This is a genomic window from Microbulbifer sp. ABM4_008, from assembly GCF_056311705.1.
In genome coordinates this window covers 749,314-766,123 of sequence record NZ_CM149970.1, presented here as the reverse complement: position 1 = coordinate 766,123, position 16,810 = coordinate 749,314, and the positions used below count along the sequence as shown (strand labels likewise).

Annotated in this window: 11 protein-coding genes and 3 tRNA genes; 7 read left to right on the top strand and 7 right to left on the bottom strand. The window is 44.5% G+C overall.

The window, feature by feature from the left end:
* Positions 1 to 29: 29 nt before the first annotated feature.
* The 5 genes from rimP to ubiM all read right to left on the bottom strand — a co-directional run bounded on the left by rimP (position 30) and on the right by ubiM (position 2,394).
* Complete coding sequence (gene rimP / locus ACYX4J_RS03285) at positions 30 to 494, bottom strand: ribosome maturation factor RimP (RefSeq protein WP_108734364.1); 465 nt, start codon at positions 492 to 494, stop codon at positions 30 to 32.
* A gap of 136 nt (positions 495 to 630) precedes the next feature.
* Positions 631 to 707, bottom strand: a tRNA-Met gene (locus ACYX4J_RS03280).
* 37 nt (positions 708 to 744) lie between these two features.
* Positions 745 to 821, bottom strand: a tRNA-Met gene (locus ACYX4J_RS03275).
* A 41-nt stretch (positions 822 to 862) separates the two neighbouring features.
* Positions 863 to 939 (bottom strand) — tRNA-Met (locus ACYX4J_RS03270).
* 288 nt (positions 940 to 1,227) lie between these two features.
* Entirely contained in the window at positions 1,228 to 2,394 is a 1,167-nt protein-coding gene (gene ubiM / locus ACYX4J_RS03265) for a 5-demethoxyubiquinol-8 5-hydroxylase UbiM (protein WP_476177899.1), read from the bottom strand.
* 194 nt (positions 2,395 to 2,588) lie between these two features.
* Between ubiM and ACYX4J_RS03260 the strand changes: the two genes are divergently transcribed.
* Positions 2,589 to 3,380 (top strand): PhzF family phenazine biosynthesis protein, encoded by a 792-nt coding sequence (locus ACYX4J_RS03260; RefSeq protein ID WP_476177898.1) that lies wholly within the window; start codon positions 2,589 to 2,591, stop codon positions 3,378 to 3,380.
* Positions 3,381 to 3,462: 82 nt separating this feature from the next.
* Positions 3,463 to 3,885, top strand: a complete 423-nt coding sequence (locus ACYX4J_RS03255) for a GFA family protein (protein ID WP_444896197.1) — start codon at positions 3,463 to 3,465, stop codon at positions 3,883 to 3,885.
* An 82-nt stretch (positions 3,886 to 3,967) separates the two neighbouring features.
* Here the strand turns inward: ACYX4J_RS03255 and ACYX4J_RS03250 are convergent, their stop codons facing one another.
* Positions 3,968 to 5,128, bottom strand: a complete 1,161-nt coding sequence (locus ACYX4J_RS03250; RefSeq protein ID WP_444907373.1) for an NnrS family protein — start codon at positions 5,126 to 5,128, stop codon at positions 3,968 to 3,970.
* A gap of 810 nt (positions 5,129 to 5,938) precedes the next feature.
* Between ACYX4J_RS03250 and ACYX4J_RS03245 the strand changes: the two genes are divergently transcribed.
* Entirely contained in the window at positions 5,939 to 7,150 is a 1,212-nt protein-coding gene (locus ACYX4J_RS03245; protein WP_444907372.1) for a hypothetical protein, read from the top strand.
* 35 nt (positions 7,151 to 7,185) lie between these two features.
* Here the strand turns inward: ACYX4J_RS03245 and ACYX4J_RS03240 are convergent, their stop codons facing one another.
* Positions 7,186 to 8,574, bottom strand: a complete 1,389-nt coding sequence (locus tag ACYX4J_RS03240) for an MFS transporter (protein WP_444934079.1) — start codon at positions 8,572 to 8,574, stop codon at positions 7,186 to 7,188.
* A 1,307-nt stretch (positions 8,575 to 9,881) separates the two neighbouring features.
* Here ACYX4J_RS03240 and ACYX4J_RS03235 point away from each other — a divergent pair.
* From ACYX4J_RS03235 to ACYX4J_RS03220, 4 genes are all read left to right on the top strand, one after another.
* Positions 9,882 to 11,177, top strand: a complete 1,296-nt coding sequence (locus tag ACYX4J_RS03235; RefSeq protein WP_476177897.1) for a hypothetical protein — start codon at positions 9,882 to 9,884, stop codon at positions 11,175 to 11,177.
* A gap of 553 nt (positions 11,178 to 11,730) precedes the next feature.
* On the top strand, positions 11,731 to 13,155 hold the full coding sequence (locus tag ACYX4J_RS03230) for a hypothetical protein (RefSeq protein WP_475709477.1): 1,425 nt from the start codon (positions 11,731 to 11,733) through the stop codon (positions 13,153 to 13,155).
* Between the two features lie 71 nt (positions 13,156 to 13,226).
* Complete coding sequence (locus ACYX4J_RS03225) at positions 13,227 to 14,525, top strand: hypothetical protein (RefSeq protein ID WP_476177896.1); 1,299 nt, start codon at positions 13,227 to 13,229, stop codon at positions 14,523 to 14,525.
* 628 nt (positions 14,526 to 15,153) lie between these two features.
* Complete coding sequence (locus ACYX4J_RS03220) at positions 15,154 to 16,458, top strand: hypothetical protein (RefSeq protein WP_476177895.1); 1,305 nt, start codon at positions 15,154 to 15,156, stop codon at positions 16,456 to 16,458.
* The last annotated feature ends 352 nt before the right edge of the window (positions 16,459 to 16,810 follow it).

Genomic DNA, 16,810 nt, shown 5'->3' with positions numbered 1-16,810 from the left:
AAAATCGCCTGAGCTCAGGCTCCTACAGGTTATTTGGTAAATTGGGGAATGATATTTGCTTTTTCGATACTGTCGATCGGCAAAAGGTATTCGTTTTCACTATCTACACGCAGAACCACTTCATCACCCTCTACACCGGCCAGCAGTCCGCGCCACTTACGCTGCCCATCCAGAGGCATACGCAGGCGAACTTCAATCTGGGCGCCGATAAAGCGCTCGTACTGGGCCAGCTTATAAAGAGGGCGGTCGAGCCCTGGGGAAGAGACTTCAAGTGTGTACTTACTACTGATGGGATCTTCCACATCCAGTACAGCACTGGATTGGCGGCTCACTTTCTCGCAATCCTCAACGGAAATACCGTTTTCGGAGTCGATATAAATGCGCAGCAGCGCGTTGCGACCGTGGGTTTGGTACTCAATACCCCACAACTCACACCCCAGCGATGCCACCACCGGCGCCAGAAGCTCTTCCAGCAATTCGCGTTTGCTCGCCATTCTCGTCACCACATACAAAAAATGGGCCTACGGCCCACTTCGAAAAATATCTGCAACTTTTCTTGCAGATACGAAAAAGCCCCTGACGGGGCTTTGACCGCACATTCGTGCAGTCAGTGTGCACGAATGCAAAATTTGGTAGCGGGGGCAGGATTTGAACCTACGACCTTCGGGTTATGAGCCCGACGAGCTACCAGGCTGCTCCACCCCGCAACAACGAAAGCGCAATCAAAGTTTCCCTAAGGAAAGTTGGTAGCGGGGGCAGGATTTGAACCTACGACCTTCGGGTTATGAGCCCGACGAGCTACCAGGCTGCTCCACCCCGCAACAACAAATGCGCAATCAAATATTTTACCCGAAGGTAAAATTGGTAGCGGGGGCAGGATTTGAACCTACGACCTTCGGGTTATGAGCCCGACGAGCTACCAGGCTGCTCCACCCCGCAACAACTCCAAGAAACAAAGCCTGGTTGATCTTTGTTTCCCTGCGGCGGGACCAGCCCAACCACTCAAGAGGCTGCGCATTCTATTGGTGCTGACCCGGTGAGTCAAGCCGTAATTGGCATTTGTTTTCACCGGGGGGTTAAAGCCGTCTCTACCATCTCGCAAATCAGTATAGAAAAGGAAGAAAATCCCGCAAGCAGGCCACCTTCATATACCGTCTTCTTTCTTGCACAAGTACTTTTTATAAAAAGAACGAAGAGCAAAACTCTCTTAACAAGCCTCTGGATAAGCTAGCGAGTTAACTGGTGCACTATTGCTTTTCGAATTGGGGGAAAGCGATCACTGACTCGCAACACCATTTTGCGCAGCAACTTGGCCGGCAGGCGATCGTCAGTAAACAAATCCACCACCCTATTAGTTCCAGAGTAAATCGGCTTGGATTCAACCCGGTGCAGCATCTGGTAACGGGCCAGGGCCCGAGTCAGCTTGGCCGGGTTATATAGACGGCTAACACTATCCAGTTGACGGGCCAAAGTATCCGCACCGGCCAAGCCCAAATTAAATCCATGTGCGGTCACTGGATGCATCCCCACAGCAGCATCTCCCACCAAGGCAAAGCGCTCAGTGAAAAAGTGATGTGCATAGACCGCAACCAATGGATAACAGTGGCGCTCACCAAAAGCTTCGACACCGCCGAGCTGGGACGCGCTTTCGCGGGATACGTGCCCGGCAAACTCTTCATTACCCATCGCCATAATCTGGGCAGAGAGGCTGGCGGGAACAGTAACCACGGCCGATGAAATATTTGCCTTGGGCAAAGGCAACAGCGCCAGTGTCGAGCCGTAGCGGAAACACTCCCGGGCAATACCATCGTGGGGTAATTCGGTGCGTACAGGGCCGACAATCGCCACTCGGCCAAAGTCGCGCATATCGGCGCCAATTCCCGCCATGCGTCGCACTTCAGAAAAACGGCTGTCGGCTGCAACCACCAGGGAAGCGCGCACGCCCTCCCCCTCTGCCAACTCAAGATGACGCATAGCGCCACTCAATGTCATCCCGGTAACGGTCGAGTTATCGAGCAGCGTTATATTCTCAGTCTCCAAAACTGCCTCATATAAGATTCGCCGGATTGCAGAGTTGGAGACAATAAAACCCAGAGGCCCCCTCTCTCCCGGGCTAAAGTGGAGTGTCGAAGGGGAATTGCCGTCGACTACTTCGGCAGCATTTAGCGGACTAATCTCTTCCGGGGATAATCTCTGCCAAGCCCCCAGTTCTTGCAGCAGCTTGTAGGATTTATGTGTCAGGGCAATCTCGCGGCCATCGTCAACGGGAGCGGACAGCGCCGACTTATCCTGGCGCTCAATAATTGCCACCTGACACCCTTTGCGGGCGAGCATCACCGCCAAGGAAAGTCCCGCCGGTCCAGCACCTACGATAGCTACATCAGACTCCGTCATTTTCACACCCCTGATCTGCACGCAACAAATACAAGTCACTCTAGTGACTCACATCCGGGATAAACTGATCCAGATCAGGTTAAAGCCAATCCCAAGCCGCTCTACAGAGGTATAAATTGGTGAACTTTAGGGGTATAAAATATCACGCCCGCCATCAGCGCTTCTGAAAAGCTGGAGCACCATGGAGTTCAAATATGGAACTTAAAATTCATTTCATTAACGCCTTTACCGACAAAGTCTTTCACGGAAATTCAGCCGGAGTTGTTGTTACTGAGGATTGGCTGGATGAAAATTTAATGCAGTCCATCGCTGCAGAAAATAATCTTTCCGAAACCGCGTTCCTGGTAAAACGCCCGGATACCAGTTATGGAATTCGCTGGTTTTCACCGTTAACGGAAATTGATTTTTGTGGTCATGCCACCCTGGCGTCAGCCCATGTTCTTTTTTCTCAAGACCCTCAATGTGAGCAACTCCAGCTCCATGCTGCCGCTGTGGGCAAAATGACAATAAGCCGAGGGGAAAATGGAATTATTTCCATGGACTTCCCACGAAGGGAGCCACAACCCATAGATCGCATACCGCCGGAATTACTGGAGGGGCTTTCAATAACACCAAGCCAGGTGTTACTTAACAACCAAGCTTACTTTGCCATCTACGATAGTGAGCGAGACGTTTTGGATGTGCAGCAGGATGCGAGCAGCCTGCGAAAGCTCGCCCCCTACGATGTGGTCGTTACGGCAAAATCCGATAAGTACAATTTTATCTCCCGATACTTCTGGCCATCCAATGGTGGGGCCGAAGATCCGGTGACCGGTTCTATTCACACAGGGCTCGCCCCTTACTGGTCACAAATTCTGGATAAGAAAGAGCTGATCGCCTATCAAGCCTCCAAGCGCGGCGGCCTGCTGAATTGCACCATCGCCGGGGACAGGGTCATTATCTCAGGCAAAGCAGTACCCTATTTGAGCGGGACCATACGGGTTTGATACCCCAACGCCGGGATTTCCAAAATAAATCACAGTTTCCCCTAATTACGATAAGTACAACTAAACAGAGGAGCATTGAGCAATGGAACAAAAAGGATCGTGCCTATGTGGCACTATTAACTTCGAAATTGAAGGTGACTTTGGCGGCTTCTTTCTCTGCCACTGTAGTTACTGCCGCAAAGATACCGGTTCAGCCCATGCAGCAAACCTATTCTTCGCATCAGCGAAACTTGAATGGCTATCCGGTGCAGAACAAGTCAAAACATTTAAGCTGGCAGGGACGAGGCACAGCAAAAGCTTTTGCAATCAATGCGGTTCCGCAGTGCCACGAGAAGATCCTGAAATTGGCCTCTTAGCGGTTCCTGCTGGCAGTCTGGATCGCCCAATAGATGTAAGGCCTAATGCCCATATCTTTATGGCCAGTAAAGCCGAGTGGGACCGGGAACTGGAAACAGTACCTAAAGTAGACAAACTACCCCAGGTAGCTAGTGCGGACTCTGAATAGACCAGTTAATGATGGCTTTACTCGACCACAGTTGCTGCGATGATAAGGTTTCTAGCAGCAACTGAAGATCACATAGAGAGAATTAGCCGGGATGACCGTCAACGCGCGGCTGGAAAAGCACCGGGGTGTAATACAGTAAGAAAAGCGTGTAACCGACTACCCAGGCAATAATTGCTGCGAGCAAACCACTCGGGGCGGGTGCCCAAAACACACGTGCGAGAGCAGATAACGCCAGGGCCATAAAAGCCAGGGGCATCAAGCGCGGCGCCTTCAATATCCGACCTGTGTGGCCGAGACTGACGCGACTGGTCATAGACAAGATCAATCCGCCGATACCGCCAACGGCAAATGCGTGCAAGGCGGGACTCTGCCAGGAAGGGGCAATTTGGCTCCAGGCCAGAGCCGCGAGAAAACACCCCAAAATAACCAACCAGTAGCTCACATGCAGAGACCAAACCATCGGTTCTGCCCATATTTTTGTAGGGTGCCAGCGCACCACCCGGATCACCTGCAAAATACCCAGAGAGACCGCAAAAAAGGCCCAAACCATTTGCGGCAAACCAACAGCCACCGATAGCAACAAGCCCACCGCAGCAATATGGGTACCCCACTCTACAGCCGGTATCTTATCTCTTGGGCTCAAGTGAAAGCGGCGCGCCGTAAAGAAGGGTATAACCCGCCCGCCGATTATCAGAATAATCGCCGTCACCAACAGCAAAGCCAGCAAGGCGATTCGGCTCTGTGCCCCTGGCAGCAACCAGTGGCTAGCGGACAATGCGGCAAACATCAGCATCGCAGGCAATACAAACATATTTCGCCACTGCTTGGTTCGCAACACCCTGGCTCCGAGCAAAAACGCTGAGAACAGGAAAAAGGAGACTTCAGCAATCACCGGCATCCAAATAGGAACCGCCGCCAACAGGTAACCCAAACGGGCCAAGAGCCACAGGCCGACCAAAGCAATAAGTTGGGTTCCCTTTGGCGAGGGGATACCAGTCCAGGTTTGCATGGCCGTGCCGAGAAAACCCACAACAACGGTAGCCGCGAACCCAAACAGCATCTCATGGGAGTGCCAGACTACCCCCATGCGAAAAGCCGGCATCTGCCAACCGAATAACTGCCCCTGCCAGATAACCAGGGCAACCATACTCCACAGAGCAGCTCCCCAGAAAAAAGGGCGAAACGGCATACGCCAAATAGGTGCAATAGACTCCGCGCGCGCGCGGTCAACGATAGGTATCAAAATCCATTCTCCTTACCAACTACGGGAACACCAGGCTCCCTACACAAATAATTCGCAGTACAAGACCACCCCGACAGGCCTGCTTTGCTTGGAGAATCAAAGGCGTCCTATAAAAAGCAGGACACAGGGGTTTATCTGTCCGGCGGCGCCACAACCTAGGCGAAAGCGCCGACTTTTCAGTCATCCGCATCAGTGCGGGATATCGCCCGAGATTCCATTTCCAGGGATTGGGAAAGAGCCCTATTCTCACTCAATTAACAAAAATAGTTAACAAAAAAATGAGCAGTCTGTGAATTAATCTAACTGGGATGAAGGATCTTTTTTTGTGTAGATAACCTGAAAAAACCACACGTTTTATAGGGTTATTTCTATTTTCAGGAAAAACTGGGCAAAGGTGAAGTGGACTTGAAGTATCTCACAAGTTTACTCAAATTGGGAAGCACTTCCATTTACAGAAACATACACGGAGCCACCAATAAACAAACACTCAACCAGGAATAAAGCTTGAACCTATTTCCCTAGTAATTCAGTACTTATCTCTCATATACAAACCATTATATTTTCACCATAATTTTATATGGCAATCATTACACGGTGCCCAGTGCCGGCAAGATACAGCCTAAGTTAAAGATTTACGCCAGCCTGTGCAGTGGAGGAATTATGCTCATACCAGGCTATCTTATCGCGGCATCAACCTTACTATTCTGCTGCCAGGCCCTCGCAACCAACACTTATATCCTGTCACAACAGGGTATTGGCAATCGGGCTATAGGGGACCAAAGCGACCCAACCATCATTAACAATCTCATCATGCAAACACAAGATGGTGAATTTAATAATGTGGTGGCTCAGCAATCCAACGGCAATACTGAAGGATCTATTATCCAGTTGCAGAGAGGCGTATCAAACGAGCTAATGTCAGTCCAATCCAGCAGCCTGGGTAGCACGACATCAGTCTCCCAGCTTAATGTTCTCAACAAGGCCGAAACCTCACAGACAAGTACACTGTTTAGCACTATAAGCATCAGTCAGGAACAATCCCTAAATCAAATTACGAGCATACAAAACCTTTCCACTGGTACAACTGCTAACATCTCGCAGATAGGAACCCTAAATTTTTCGGAATCTATCCAAGATGATGTTGCTCTTAGTGATGTCTCTATTAGCCAGTTAGGTAATTTTAATAGAGCTGAGATTATCGATAAAGAAAGTGGCATAGCAAACTCTGCCAGTATTATCCAAAGTGGAAGCCAGAATATTGATACTAGAATTATCCTGATACAGTCTCTGGGAACCAATAATCAAATTCAACAATTTGGCAATAACAACACTGCCCGGATAACAAATACTAACGGCGCCTTTAATACCAACTCAATAGTACAACTTACAGATTCCAGTGCTACTAGCATCCAAACAAGCAACTCTATTCAGGGATTTAACAGTTCCATCCAGCAAGGACAGAGTAATCGCGCTTCTATAATTGTTAATCTTGCTCAAAACAACCAGGCCTTTACATCTCAAAGTGGAACAAACAACGGGTCCACAATCAACCAGATAAACATCAATAATTTTTCCGAGATAACACAAACAGGAACAAGTAATAGCGCCACGTCAATACAACTCGCTATTGAAGGGGCCAGTAGTGTTGTCACACAAAGTGGATCGGATAATAGTGCTGATATTAGTCAAAGTGGATCAGCCTCTGAGGCAGCTATAGACCAGGAATTTGATCAAAATACATTAATAGCCATTCAAGATGGCTTTAGTGCAAGACTACAGTTGCTGCAACAAGGCCTACAGAATCAAGTAAGTTCAACGCAGTCTGGTTATATTGATGATGCGGACATCATTCAACTGGGTGAGCTAAACACTATCAATCTCACTCAAACCGGCAGCTTTAATAGTGCAGAGCTACTACAACTAGGTACAGACAACTTTCTCCAGGTAATTCAATTGAGTTTTGGTGCTACTATCTCCATTTCACAGATTGGCAGTAACAATTCTGCGATATACATACAGTAGAGAAAGAGGCTAAGAAAAACCATATTATTTATTGCTCAGATTTTTTCTTTCTGGGAAACATCCCCTTTCACAAACAGCAAACTTACAATCAGTGCTGCAGCAGCCAAACACGCATTAACAGTAAATGCCCGATCAATACCTTCAGATAATTCCGGAGCCATCGCAACAACCGTTGTATTCATCGCCAGACCAATAGCACCGCCGATAATTTGGAACATATAAATTAAGGCCGCCGCCAAGCTTGCCCTGGCAGGCCCCAATACCGTAACCGCAGTAGTCGTTATCGTAGGAAAATATAAGCCTAATCCTATACCGAGAGTGAGCATTCCCGGTACCAAGTGCAGATAGTGATCGCGAACCACTAGGCCAGAAAGTAAAAACATTCCCAAACCTAAAAAGAGTGCCGCTCCCGCTAAAATTAGGCGAGCCCCCAAAAATTCATATAACCACCCTGCTATATATGAGACTACCGCATAGGTAATCATCACCGGCAATAAACCCGCACCAGACCAAACTGCAGAATAGCTCAACTCCTTAATTAAAAATTGAGGAATATAAAGCAACATAGATACAAAAGTGACCGATAGAAGCAAAGTCACCAGACAGATAGAAAAAAAGCGCCAATTAGTAGCTACATCCGGGGGAATAAGTGGGTCAGAGCGAGTATGAGGCTCAACCCAGGCAAATACCAAAAAGAAAATCACCGATGTTACTAAAAGTCCAATCACTAAAGGACTTCTAAATCCTACATCGATAACAAAATCCAGAGATAACATTAAAGCCAAAAGGCTAATTGATAATGAGGCCATCCCCCAATAGTCAACCTTTTCATTGCTCTCATCGGGCTTATCATCCTCAATTACTTTCCAGCCCACCAACATTGCCGCCAAAGCGATGGGTAAGTTAATAAAAAAAATCCAGCGCCAGCTAAGAAAATCTGTAAAGAAACCACCCAACAGTGGCCCTACAGAGTTCGCAAAGCCACACACCGTCATTATCAAACCGCCTGCCTGACCGGCGCGGTCATCAGGCATGATCTGATAGGTCATGCCGAGCACAGCGGGCCACATCAGAGCACCACCAACACCCATTAATGCCCGGCTTCCCAGCAGCATCCATTCATTGACGGCCAGACCACCCAAAACTGAGAAAAAGACGAAGATTGAGGTTCCAACAAAAAATAGCCGGCGCCGACCAAACATATCCGCCAAGCGCCCGCCAGTAACTATAAAAATCCCGAACACCAATGCATAACCGTTAATCACCCACTGAAGGGTGGAGATATCTGCGTTAAAGTGTTTTTCCATTGCAGGGATAGCGACGGAGAAGGCCGTAAAATCATTGGCCACCAAAAAGACTGCCAACGACAATGCTGTTAAGCCAATAATCTGTGATCGCGATAGCGGGGTCTTTGAGGCTGCCATAAATGCCAAACTTCACACTTTGCAAGTTATGCAATGGATATATAAGCTTGGACCAATGAAGGACCAACTGCAGCGCAAATTATCAGGCAACACCAAGTAACAGCCTAGAACCAATGGGGTTCTCATAAACTTTATTACTAGAATCTCGGTGCTTTTCTCCTATATCCAGAATTACTTTCTTCCGCAATACTCTGATTAGGTCCCAGCTCAGGCATAGACAAGCATTAATGCCAACAACAATGGCTTGATGTCAGTGTAAGTCCGCAGTCTCACTAATCCTCATTCCATGTTAAGCAGATCGATCAACCCAAAAAGCAGTATCCGGTAGCAGAAGTATTTAAAGCTATCAGCCGATGATCAATCAGGATTGATCGACAGGCTTGAGCGGGGCCCCTTCTCCAATTCTTATAAATCAAAAATCAAAGACTGACAGGATTTTCCCATCAAGGTGCTATCTTTAGCCATTACCATTCTCTCGATCAATCATGGTCATCAGGCCCTGGCGAACAGTACTTACTCATCAACCAAGTAAGAACTGGCAACACTGCTACTGAATATCAAATTGAACAAACAACCACTAACAACTTAATAAATCAAGCTCAGATTGGTGATAATAATAACGTTGAAGCAACACAATTTAACGGCAACAACAATTAAATAATGCCCACGCAGGCAGGAATGAACGATAGCATCACCACTACTTAAATTGGTAATAATACCGCGATTTCTCTGCAGTAAAGCCATGTGCCTATCTCTAGAAATTTGTATGTTCAGACAGCTATCTCCCAGAATCTATCATCCAACCCTCCTCCCAGCAGCCACATCCTAACACACTAAAAATATCAGATATTTTCCGACTTTAGTCCCAGTATTTCAGTGTTTTTATCTCATTCCCCTGAGGAGTCTCATGGTCAATACTTTTTCCAAGGCTCCAATATCTGAAACGAGCTGGATTTCGACTTTTGGAGAGCCCAATCAAACGGATTACAGAGGAGAAATATCTATGACAAACGGTGAGCACTTATGCCCACCAGAATTTGGAATCATTGAGCCTTTTAGATAAAGCCGCCAATGATCACCGCCCCGGCATAGCCAGGTATTAATGCCGATGGCTTGGAGCCAGTGCAAGTCAGCAGTCTCACTACTTCTCTCACCATTTAGGGCCGATCAAATAACCTCCAATGCCCGACGGATGGTAGGTCGACGTTCGATTACACGGGATTGGATATGGATTTCACCTGTGTTGTACAGGAAGTACTGTGGACGCCATCAAAGCGCCATAGCGAGTTGAAGTAAAGGAGTTACTTGTGAAGATCTTACCTATAGCCGTTACCGCTCTATCCCTTGCCATAAGTGGCCTGGTTCATGCAGATGACAATGAATATATTCTCTATCAAGAAGGTACGGGAAATACAGCCTCAGGGGATCAAAGTGATCCCTCTATATTTAACAACCTCATCGAACAGACTCAAATTGGGGATAATAATGATGTTGAGGCCACCCAGTCTAATGGCAATACCAACGGCACTATTATTCAATTTCAAGAAGGGGATAATAACACTTCAGATGCCACTCAAGATGCCACCACTGACTCCATCATTGAGGTCATTATCTTTGGTGACGGCAATGATATGGATCCCACGCAAACATCAACCAGCAATTCCTTCATGCAATTGGATGTAACAGGGAATAATAATTCTGGAGGCGGCTCACAGGATGCCACTTCTGATACCTCATTAATATACATCATGGAAGGCAATGACAATCTTGGCTTTTCAGTTCAGAATAATGTTTCCAACAGTTCAATGAGCTTTACCTTTGTAGGTGACGATAATCTTGGCTCCTCTGTACAACAAGACTCCGATTCCGCAACTTTAGTAGCTGAAAGTTATGGTGACGATAATCTTGTTAGCACCACCCAGAATGTCAGCTCAAGCACTACGATAATGATCTTTCAAACCGGGGATAGTAATCTTGCGGCCGCTGGAGAGCAGATTGGCAGTGCGAATAATACAGCCACAATTACTCAAATTGGGAGCTCAAATATAGGTGGACTTGGTCGTTTTAATAGCTTTAGTCAAAGCACTACGTATGAGCAGTTTGGAGACGGTAACCTATTTGATAATGCAACCATTGACTCAAGCAATAGTATTGGAACGGTCCTACAGCAAGGAAATGGCAATACTAGTCTTGCCCTATTACAGACGGTATCTGATAACGCCTATTACATATCACAGATCGGTGATGGAAATATGGTATTTCTTACCCAGTCTGGATCAAGTCACACTGCTGAGATCATTCAGATGAGTGATTTAAATGAGATAAATGCAGATCAACAAAGCTTTGATAACGATCTGTACGCTCTACAAAACGGTGAGGACAACCTGATCAATTCACTGCAGGATGGGGACAGTGAAATGGCAACACTAAGTCAGGCAGGCACCCTGAATGAAATAGATCTCACCCAAAGTGGACAACAGGACACTGCCACTCTATCTCAGGACGGTAACAACAACTTTCTAAGTGTTACCCAAACCGGATTTAGCGATAGCATCAATGTTACCCAGTTGGGTGACAACAATAGTGCCACTTTTACACAATAACTAGTTAATGGAAGCCCATATACTCATATATGGGCTTCTTCTTACCATCCATATTCCATCCACTCCAAACATAAATATAAATCTGCAATGAAATTACTATATAAATCAGACTTTTTTACTAGTATCTCAGTGCTTTTATCTCATACCAATTATCTTATTTATTAACAATACTAAAAGCGATACCGTAAGTAGGGATCATTCATCACTTCACCATAGGTTGATCAACCGACAAACCAAACAGGAGCAAATTAAATGAATAGTAAAATCACCCAATACAGGTAAAAAAACAGGAATAAATATTTTACTTTAACCGAAGCAAAAATGAACATGGCCTCGGCATCTCCAAGCATTAATGCCAAAAAATGGCTTGGGATCAGTGCAAGCAAGCATTCTCACTACTTCCCTCACTATTTTGGGCCTTTAAACTTCTTACCTAGCGCTCATTAAAATTTAACTGGGCTACAGAAGTTTCATGCGTTAATTACCTTTATAGAAGCAAGAGATCTACCGCTCTTAACGCCATCCATAACTAATTAAATGAAAGGAATCATTTATGAAAACATCAGCCTTTGCAATCACTGCCTTAGCGTTAGCCATTTCCGGTATTGCATACGGTGACAATACTTATATTGTCAATCAAGAGGGAACCGGAAATATGGCCATGGGGGACCAAACTGGTGCCACTGACAGTCTAATCTCGCAGACACAGATTGGAGACAATAACGATGCCGAGGCAATACAATTCAATGCCACCAGCAATGGAACCATTATCCAAACCCAGCAGGGCAACAACAATTCCGCAGATAGTGAGCAAGATGGAAGCAGCAGTTCTTCAGCCGTCATTACTTTGATAGGTGACAATAACAACGCAGGGACGGACCAAATATCAACCAGCAACAGTGTAATGCAGAAAACCTTTATTGGTACTGATAATTTTGGCGGATCAAGACAAGAAGCTACTTCCAATACCACCATGATATATACCATGACGGGAACCAATAATGGTAGTGGCTCTATTCAGGAAAATACAACGAGTACCTTAATGAGTTTTACCATTACGGGAACAGACAATATAGGTAGTTCCTTACAGGAAAATACTTCTAATACTTCAATGATTTACACTATTAGCGGCACAAGTAGTGTTGGCAGTTCACTGCAAAGAGACTCTACCAATAGCTCGATGCAATTTACCATGATTGGCACCGATAATATTGGTTCATCGGGACAGACTAATATGGATTCGGCATTTCTGAATGTAGTTTCTATTGGCGATAGAAACGTCGGCACATCGGGTCAAACGGATAGCTTCAATAGCAGTATCAGTGTTTTTCAAATGGGTGACGATAATAGCGGTGGAGGAGGAGATGATGACGGCAGCTCAAACACTACAGTTCAAGTAACACAAGTGGGAAATTTTAATGTAGGATTTACCGTACGAAGCCAAAGTTCTGATCAATTTACTACAGTTGAGCAATATGGAAATGACAATTCCTTTAGCTCCTCAGATGACAATGCCAATAACAGTGTCGGCTCCAACCTACAGCAAGGTGATAACAATGACATTTTTGTTAACCTGCAATCTGTATCTGATAATAACTACTCCATCAGCCAAATTGGTAATGGCAATGATGCGGAATTGACACAGACCGGTTCCAACCACTCGGCTGAGATAATTCAAATGAGTGAATTAAACACTATAAATGCGGAGCAAACCAACTTAAACGCCGATCTTTACGCCTCACAAGATGGTGAGGACAACCTGATTAATTCCCTCCAAGATGGTGACAGTATTTCAGCCACGCTTAACCAGAGCGGCAATCTCAACGAAATAGATCTGACTCAAAGTGGATCGTCAGATATTGCTACATTATCCCAAGATGGCAATAGCAATTTCCTAATGGTAACGCAGACCGGCTTTAGCGATACCATTAGTGTCACCCAGCTGGGAGATAACAACAGTGCGACATATCTGCAGTAGTTATTCAAGTAGGCATACTTTTTACACGGCTACTTGATAGCAACCTAAATCGGTCTAAATATGGAATTATCATGAAGAATATACTATTAATCCCAACGCTCTTCAGCATTTGTATTAGCGCCTATGCCAACAATACATATATCGTTAATCAGGTTGGTGCAGGCAATACCGCCATTGGCGACCAGAGCGATCCAACAATCAGCAACAATTTAATTTCCCAGACTCAAATTGGAGACAATAATACCGCTGAAGCAGAACAAATCAACAGCAATGCTAATGGGGTCATTATTCATAGTCAGCAAGGTAACTTAAACAATACACTCAGCACTCAAGATAATAGTACCAATGGTACTGTTAACGCCACGCAGGTAGGGGACAACAACGAAGTTGTCACAAGCCAAATTAATGACACCTTTAATGGCAATATTATCTCACAGTTTGGGACATTAAATTCCACTAACATAATCAATAACACTTCAAGCTTTAATACCAGCATTGTATTTCAGCAAGGAACCGATAATTTCAGCTCGGTCGTCCAAAATTCAGGAGGAGCAAATAATAGCATTACAGTGACCCAAAACGGCATTCAAAATTCGGCCAGCGCAGCCAGTTTTAATAGTGCAGCAAATACATCTATAGCTATTCAGCAAACAGGTAACTTCAATTCAGTCGGCGCCTCACAGACAGACTCATCACAATTTATGAGTAGCACAATCATTCAAACTGGTGACGATAATCTTGGAAATATCTTTAGTGGAGGAAGTACTTCTGGTAGCGTGACAATGATTCAGTCTGGCAACGCCAATTTATCCTCCCCGGTGCATACCAATAGCACACTTAGCCAGGGTATTAGCAATCAAATAGGCAATGATAATATTGTTGGTGCACTTATTCAGGACGCAACCACCAATGGATTTATTAATATAACTCAGATGGGCAATCAAAACACTGGAAGTTTTGTGCAAGTTAATAGCGTCAATGATTCCGCCATGCTAGTTCAGCTTGGCGCTAGCAATGAGGCAACCGGTTTTCATTTTTTTAGTAACGATAGTGATGCAAATCTCTACCAGATTGGAGACCAAAACTTTATCTCTAGTTTCCAGACAGGATCAACCAATACTGTGGATGCAGAGCAAGTTGGCAATCAAAATACAATAGATTTAGATCAGGACGGCGATTTATTGATAGCAGATATAAATCAAGATGGTATGTTAAACACGATTAACTCAGTACAAATGGGTCAGGATAACGACGCTTTTTTCTCCCAGAATGGCAATAGTAATTTGCTGGATTCAATGCAACTGAACACTTCATCAACTGCTACAGTTTCACAAACTGGTGACAATAATAGCAGCACTATTTTGCAGTAAAATTAGATTTTGGGCAGATCTAGCGATTAGCCCACTCTCACGAAATGTCCAAACTTCTGCAAGCTAGTAATTCATCAAGGGCATTAACAGGAGCAGGTCATTAACACAACAACTCATACTTCTAACTTATAAATTTTCTTGACAGCCTTTACATCTAGAAGATAAATACAACCTTCTTCTTTGATACATATTGATTGCAAAACTTGTCACGGCCCAGAATCAAGATATCCAAAATTTATACGGATACACCTTTCACTATTAATATCTGCATTTTCAATATTTTCTTCCCAGAATTTCAGTGCTTTACTCCCATATTCAATAGCAGTGACATTGACAATACTATAATGGGCCCTCAAAGAAGGAAGCTTCATAGGGCTTATTAATTTCCGTTCAAATTAGAAATTCCACATAGGGGGAGCTTCAATTAAACATGGGAAATAATTACATCACTACAATTGTTAGTAACCGGACTCAACTGTAATGACTGCACTCTGGCACTTCAAACTTTCATTGCCAATGAAAACGTATTGAAATCATTAAAGTAAGCAGCCTCAACGATGATATTCAAACCTAAGTCACTAACTAAACCAAATCTCAACCAGAACCTAACTTGAAAAGGAATTCAACAATGAAAATCAAAGCCACTATTGTCGGGCTGTCAACCCTTGCTTTAATACAGCTAGCACAAGCGAGCAACACCTACATAGTCAATCAAAATGGTAACAATAACACTGCCATGGGGGATCAAAGTGATCCCACCGTTGCCAACAACCTAATTGTGCAAACCCAAAATGGTGATAATAATACAGCTGAGGCAGAACAAATCATAAATAGCAATAATGCAGTGATCAGTCAGACCCAGATTGGAGATGGAAACTTAGCCACAGCAAGCCAAGAAAATAGCACCAACACAATCTACTCAGTCATACAGATAGGTAACAATAACGAAGTTGATTCCTTTATGCAAAATGATACCGCGAGCACCAATTTCATTTTTCAAAGTGGTGAATTGAATTTCACCTCTACCAATAATTTTAATTCCATGTCTAATATTACCAATGTTATACAGATAGGAACAGACAATGAAACTTTTACTGCTCATGCCTTCAATTCAAGTAACAATTCCATATTGGTAAACCAAAGCGGATCTCAAAATACGAGTTCTCCAGGCGCAAGTTTCGATGCGGAGAACAACAGTATTGTCATCTTACAGGATGGATCGCTGAACAATGGGGGAGTTGGGCAAGTTAGTGGCTCTCAATTTATGACGAGCACGGTCATTCAAAGTGGCGATGATAATCTAGGGGGAGCCAGTAATTTAAATAGTAGCTTCGGCAGTACCTTTTCTAATCAAGTGGGAAGTTTAAATTTAGGAAGTTCAAGCCAAATTGATAGCACACAGAGCCATACATTTATCCAGCAAACCGGTACTGACAATTTAGGTAGCATATCGATAAACTCCAGCGATAATGTTAGCGCCTCCTTCACACAAATAGGCGACCAAAATATAGTTGGTGGCGCAGGCCATTCCTCTAGTAGTAATGGTACTGTAGAGGTCACTCAAATAGGTATTGCTAATGATGCAATTGCTTTCCAAATTATGAGCGACTCGGGATTGTTAGCTATTTCTCAAAATGGAGAACAAAATATGGCCCTGGCGGGGCAAACAGGGATATCTAACATCCTTCTTGGCGTGCAAACAGGAATACAGAACGTACTTTCTATTATTCAGGATGGTGATTCAATTTCTGCCGATACCAATCAGAGTGGCACACTTAATGAAATTGACCTTGATCAGACCGGCATGAGTAGTGTTGCCACACTTACACAAAATGGTAACAATAATTTTCTACAGGCTATGCAGGCAAATCCATCTGCCTCATCCACTGTGACGCAGTTTGGCGAAAACAATAGTGGTAATATCATGCAGTAACTCACCCACTATTAGCTCAAAGTACACAAAGTAGCGGAATACATGACCACTCATAAAGGATACACATTAGGAGAAATACTTATATCATTTATTCCGCTTAAGGCATGAATTTCTTTGTTTGAAGTCGATGATACCAAATGCTTCTATTTGGTATCATTTTTTTTCGTTAAAAACAGGGTGTAAGTTTATCCCCGGATAATCTTCCTGGATAAATCAAGGCAATAGGGTTAGCCTAACGCTTTCTTAAGCTAGGACTGCAACCTTTATCTAGACTTGAAATTATTCACAACTAGATAAATGTTACCCTACTCTAGAAGAGAATAATTCTAGTGCAAAAAATGTCATTTGCTCT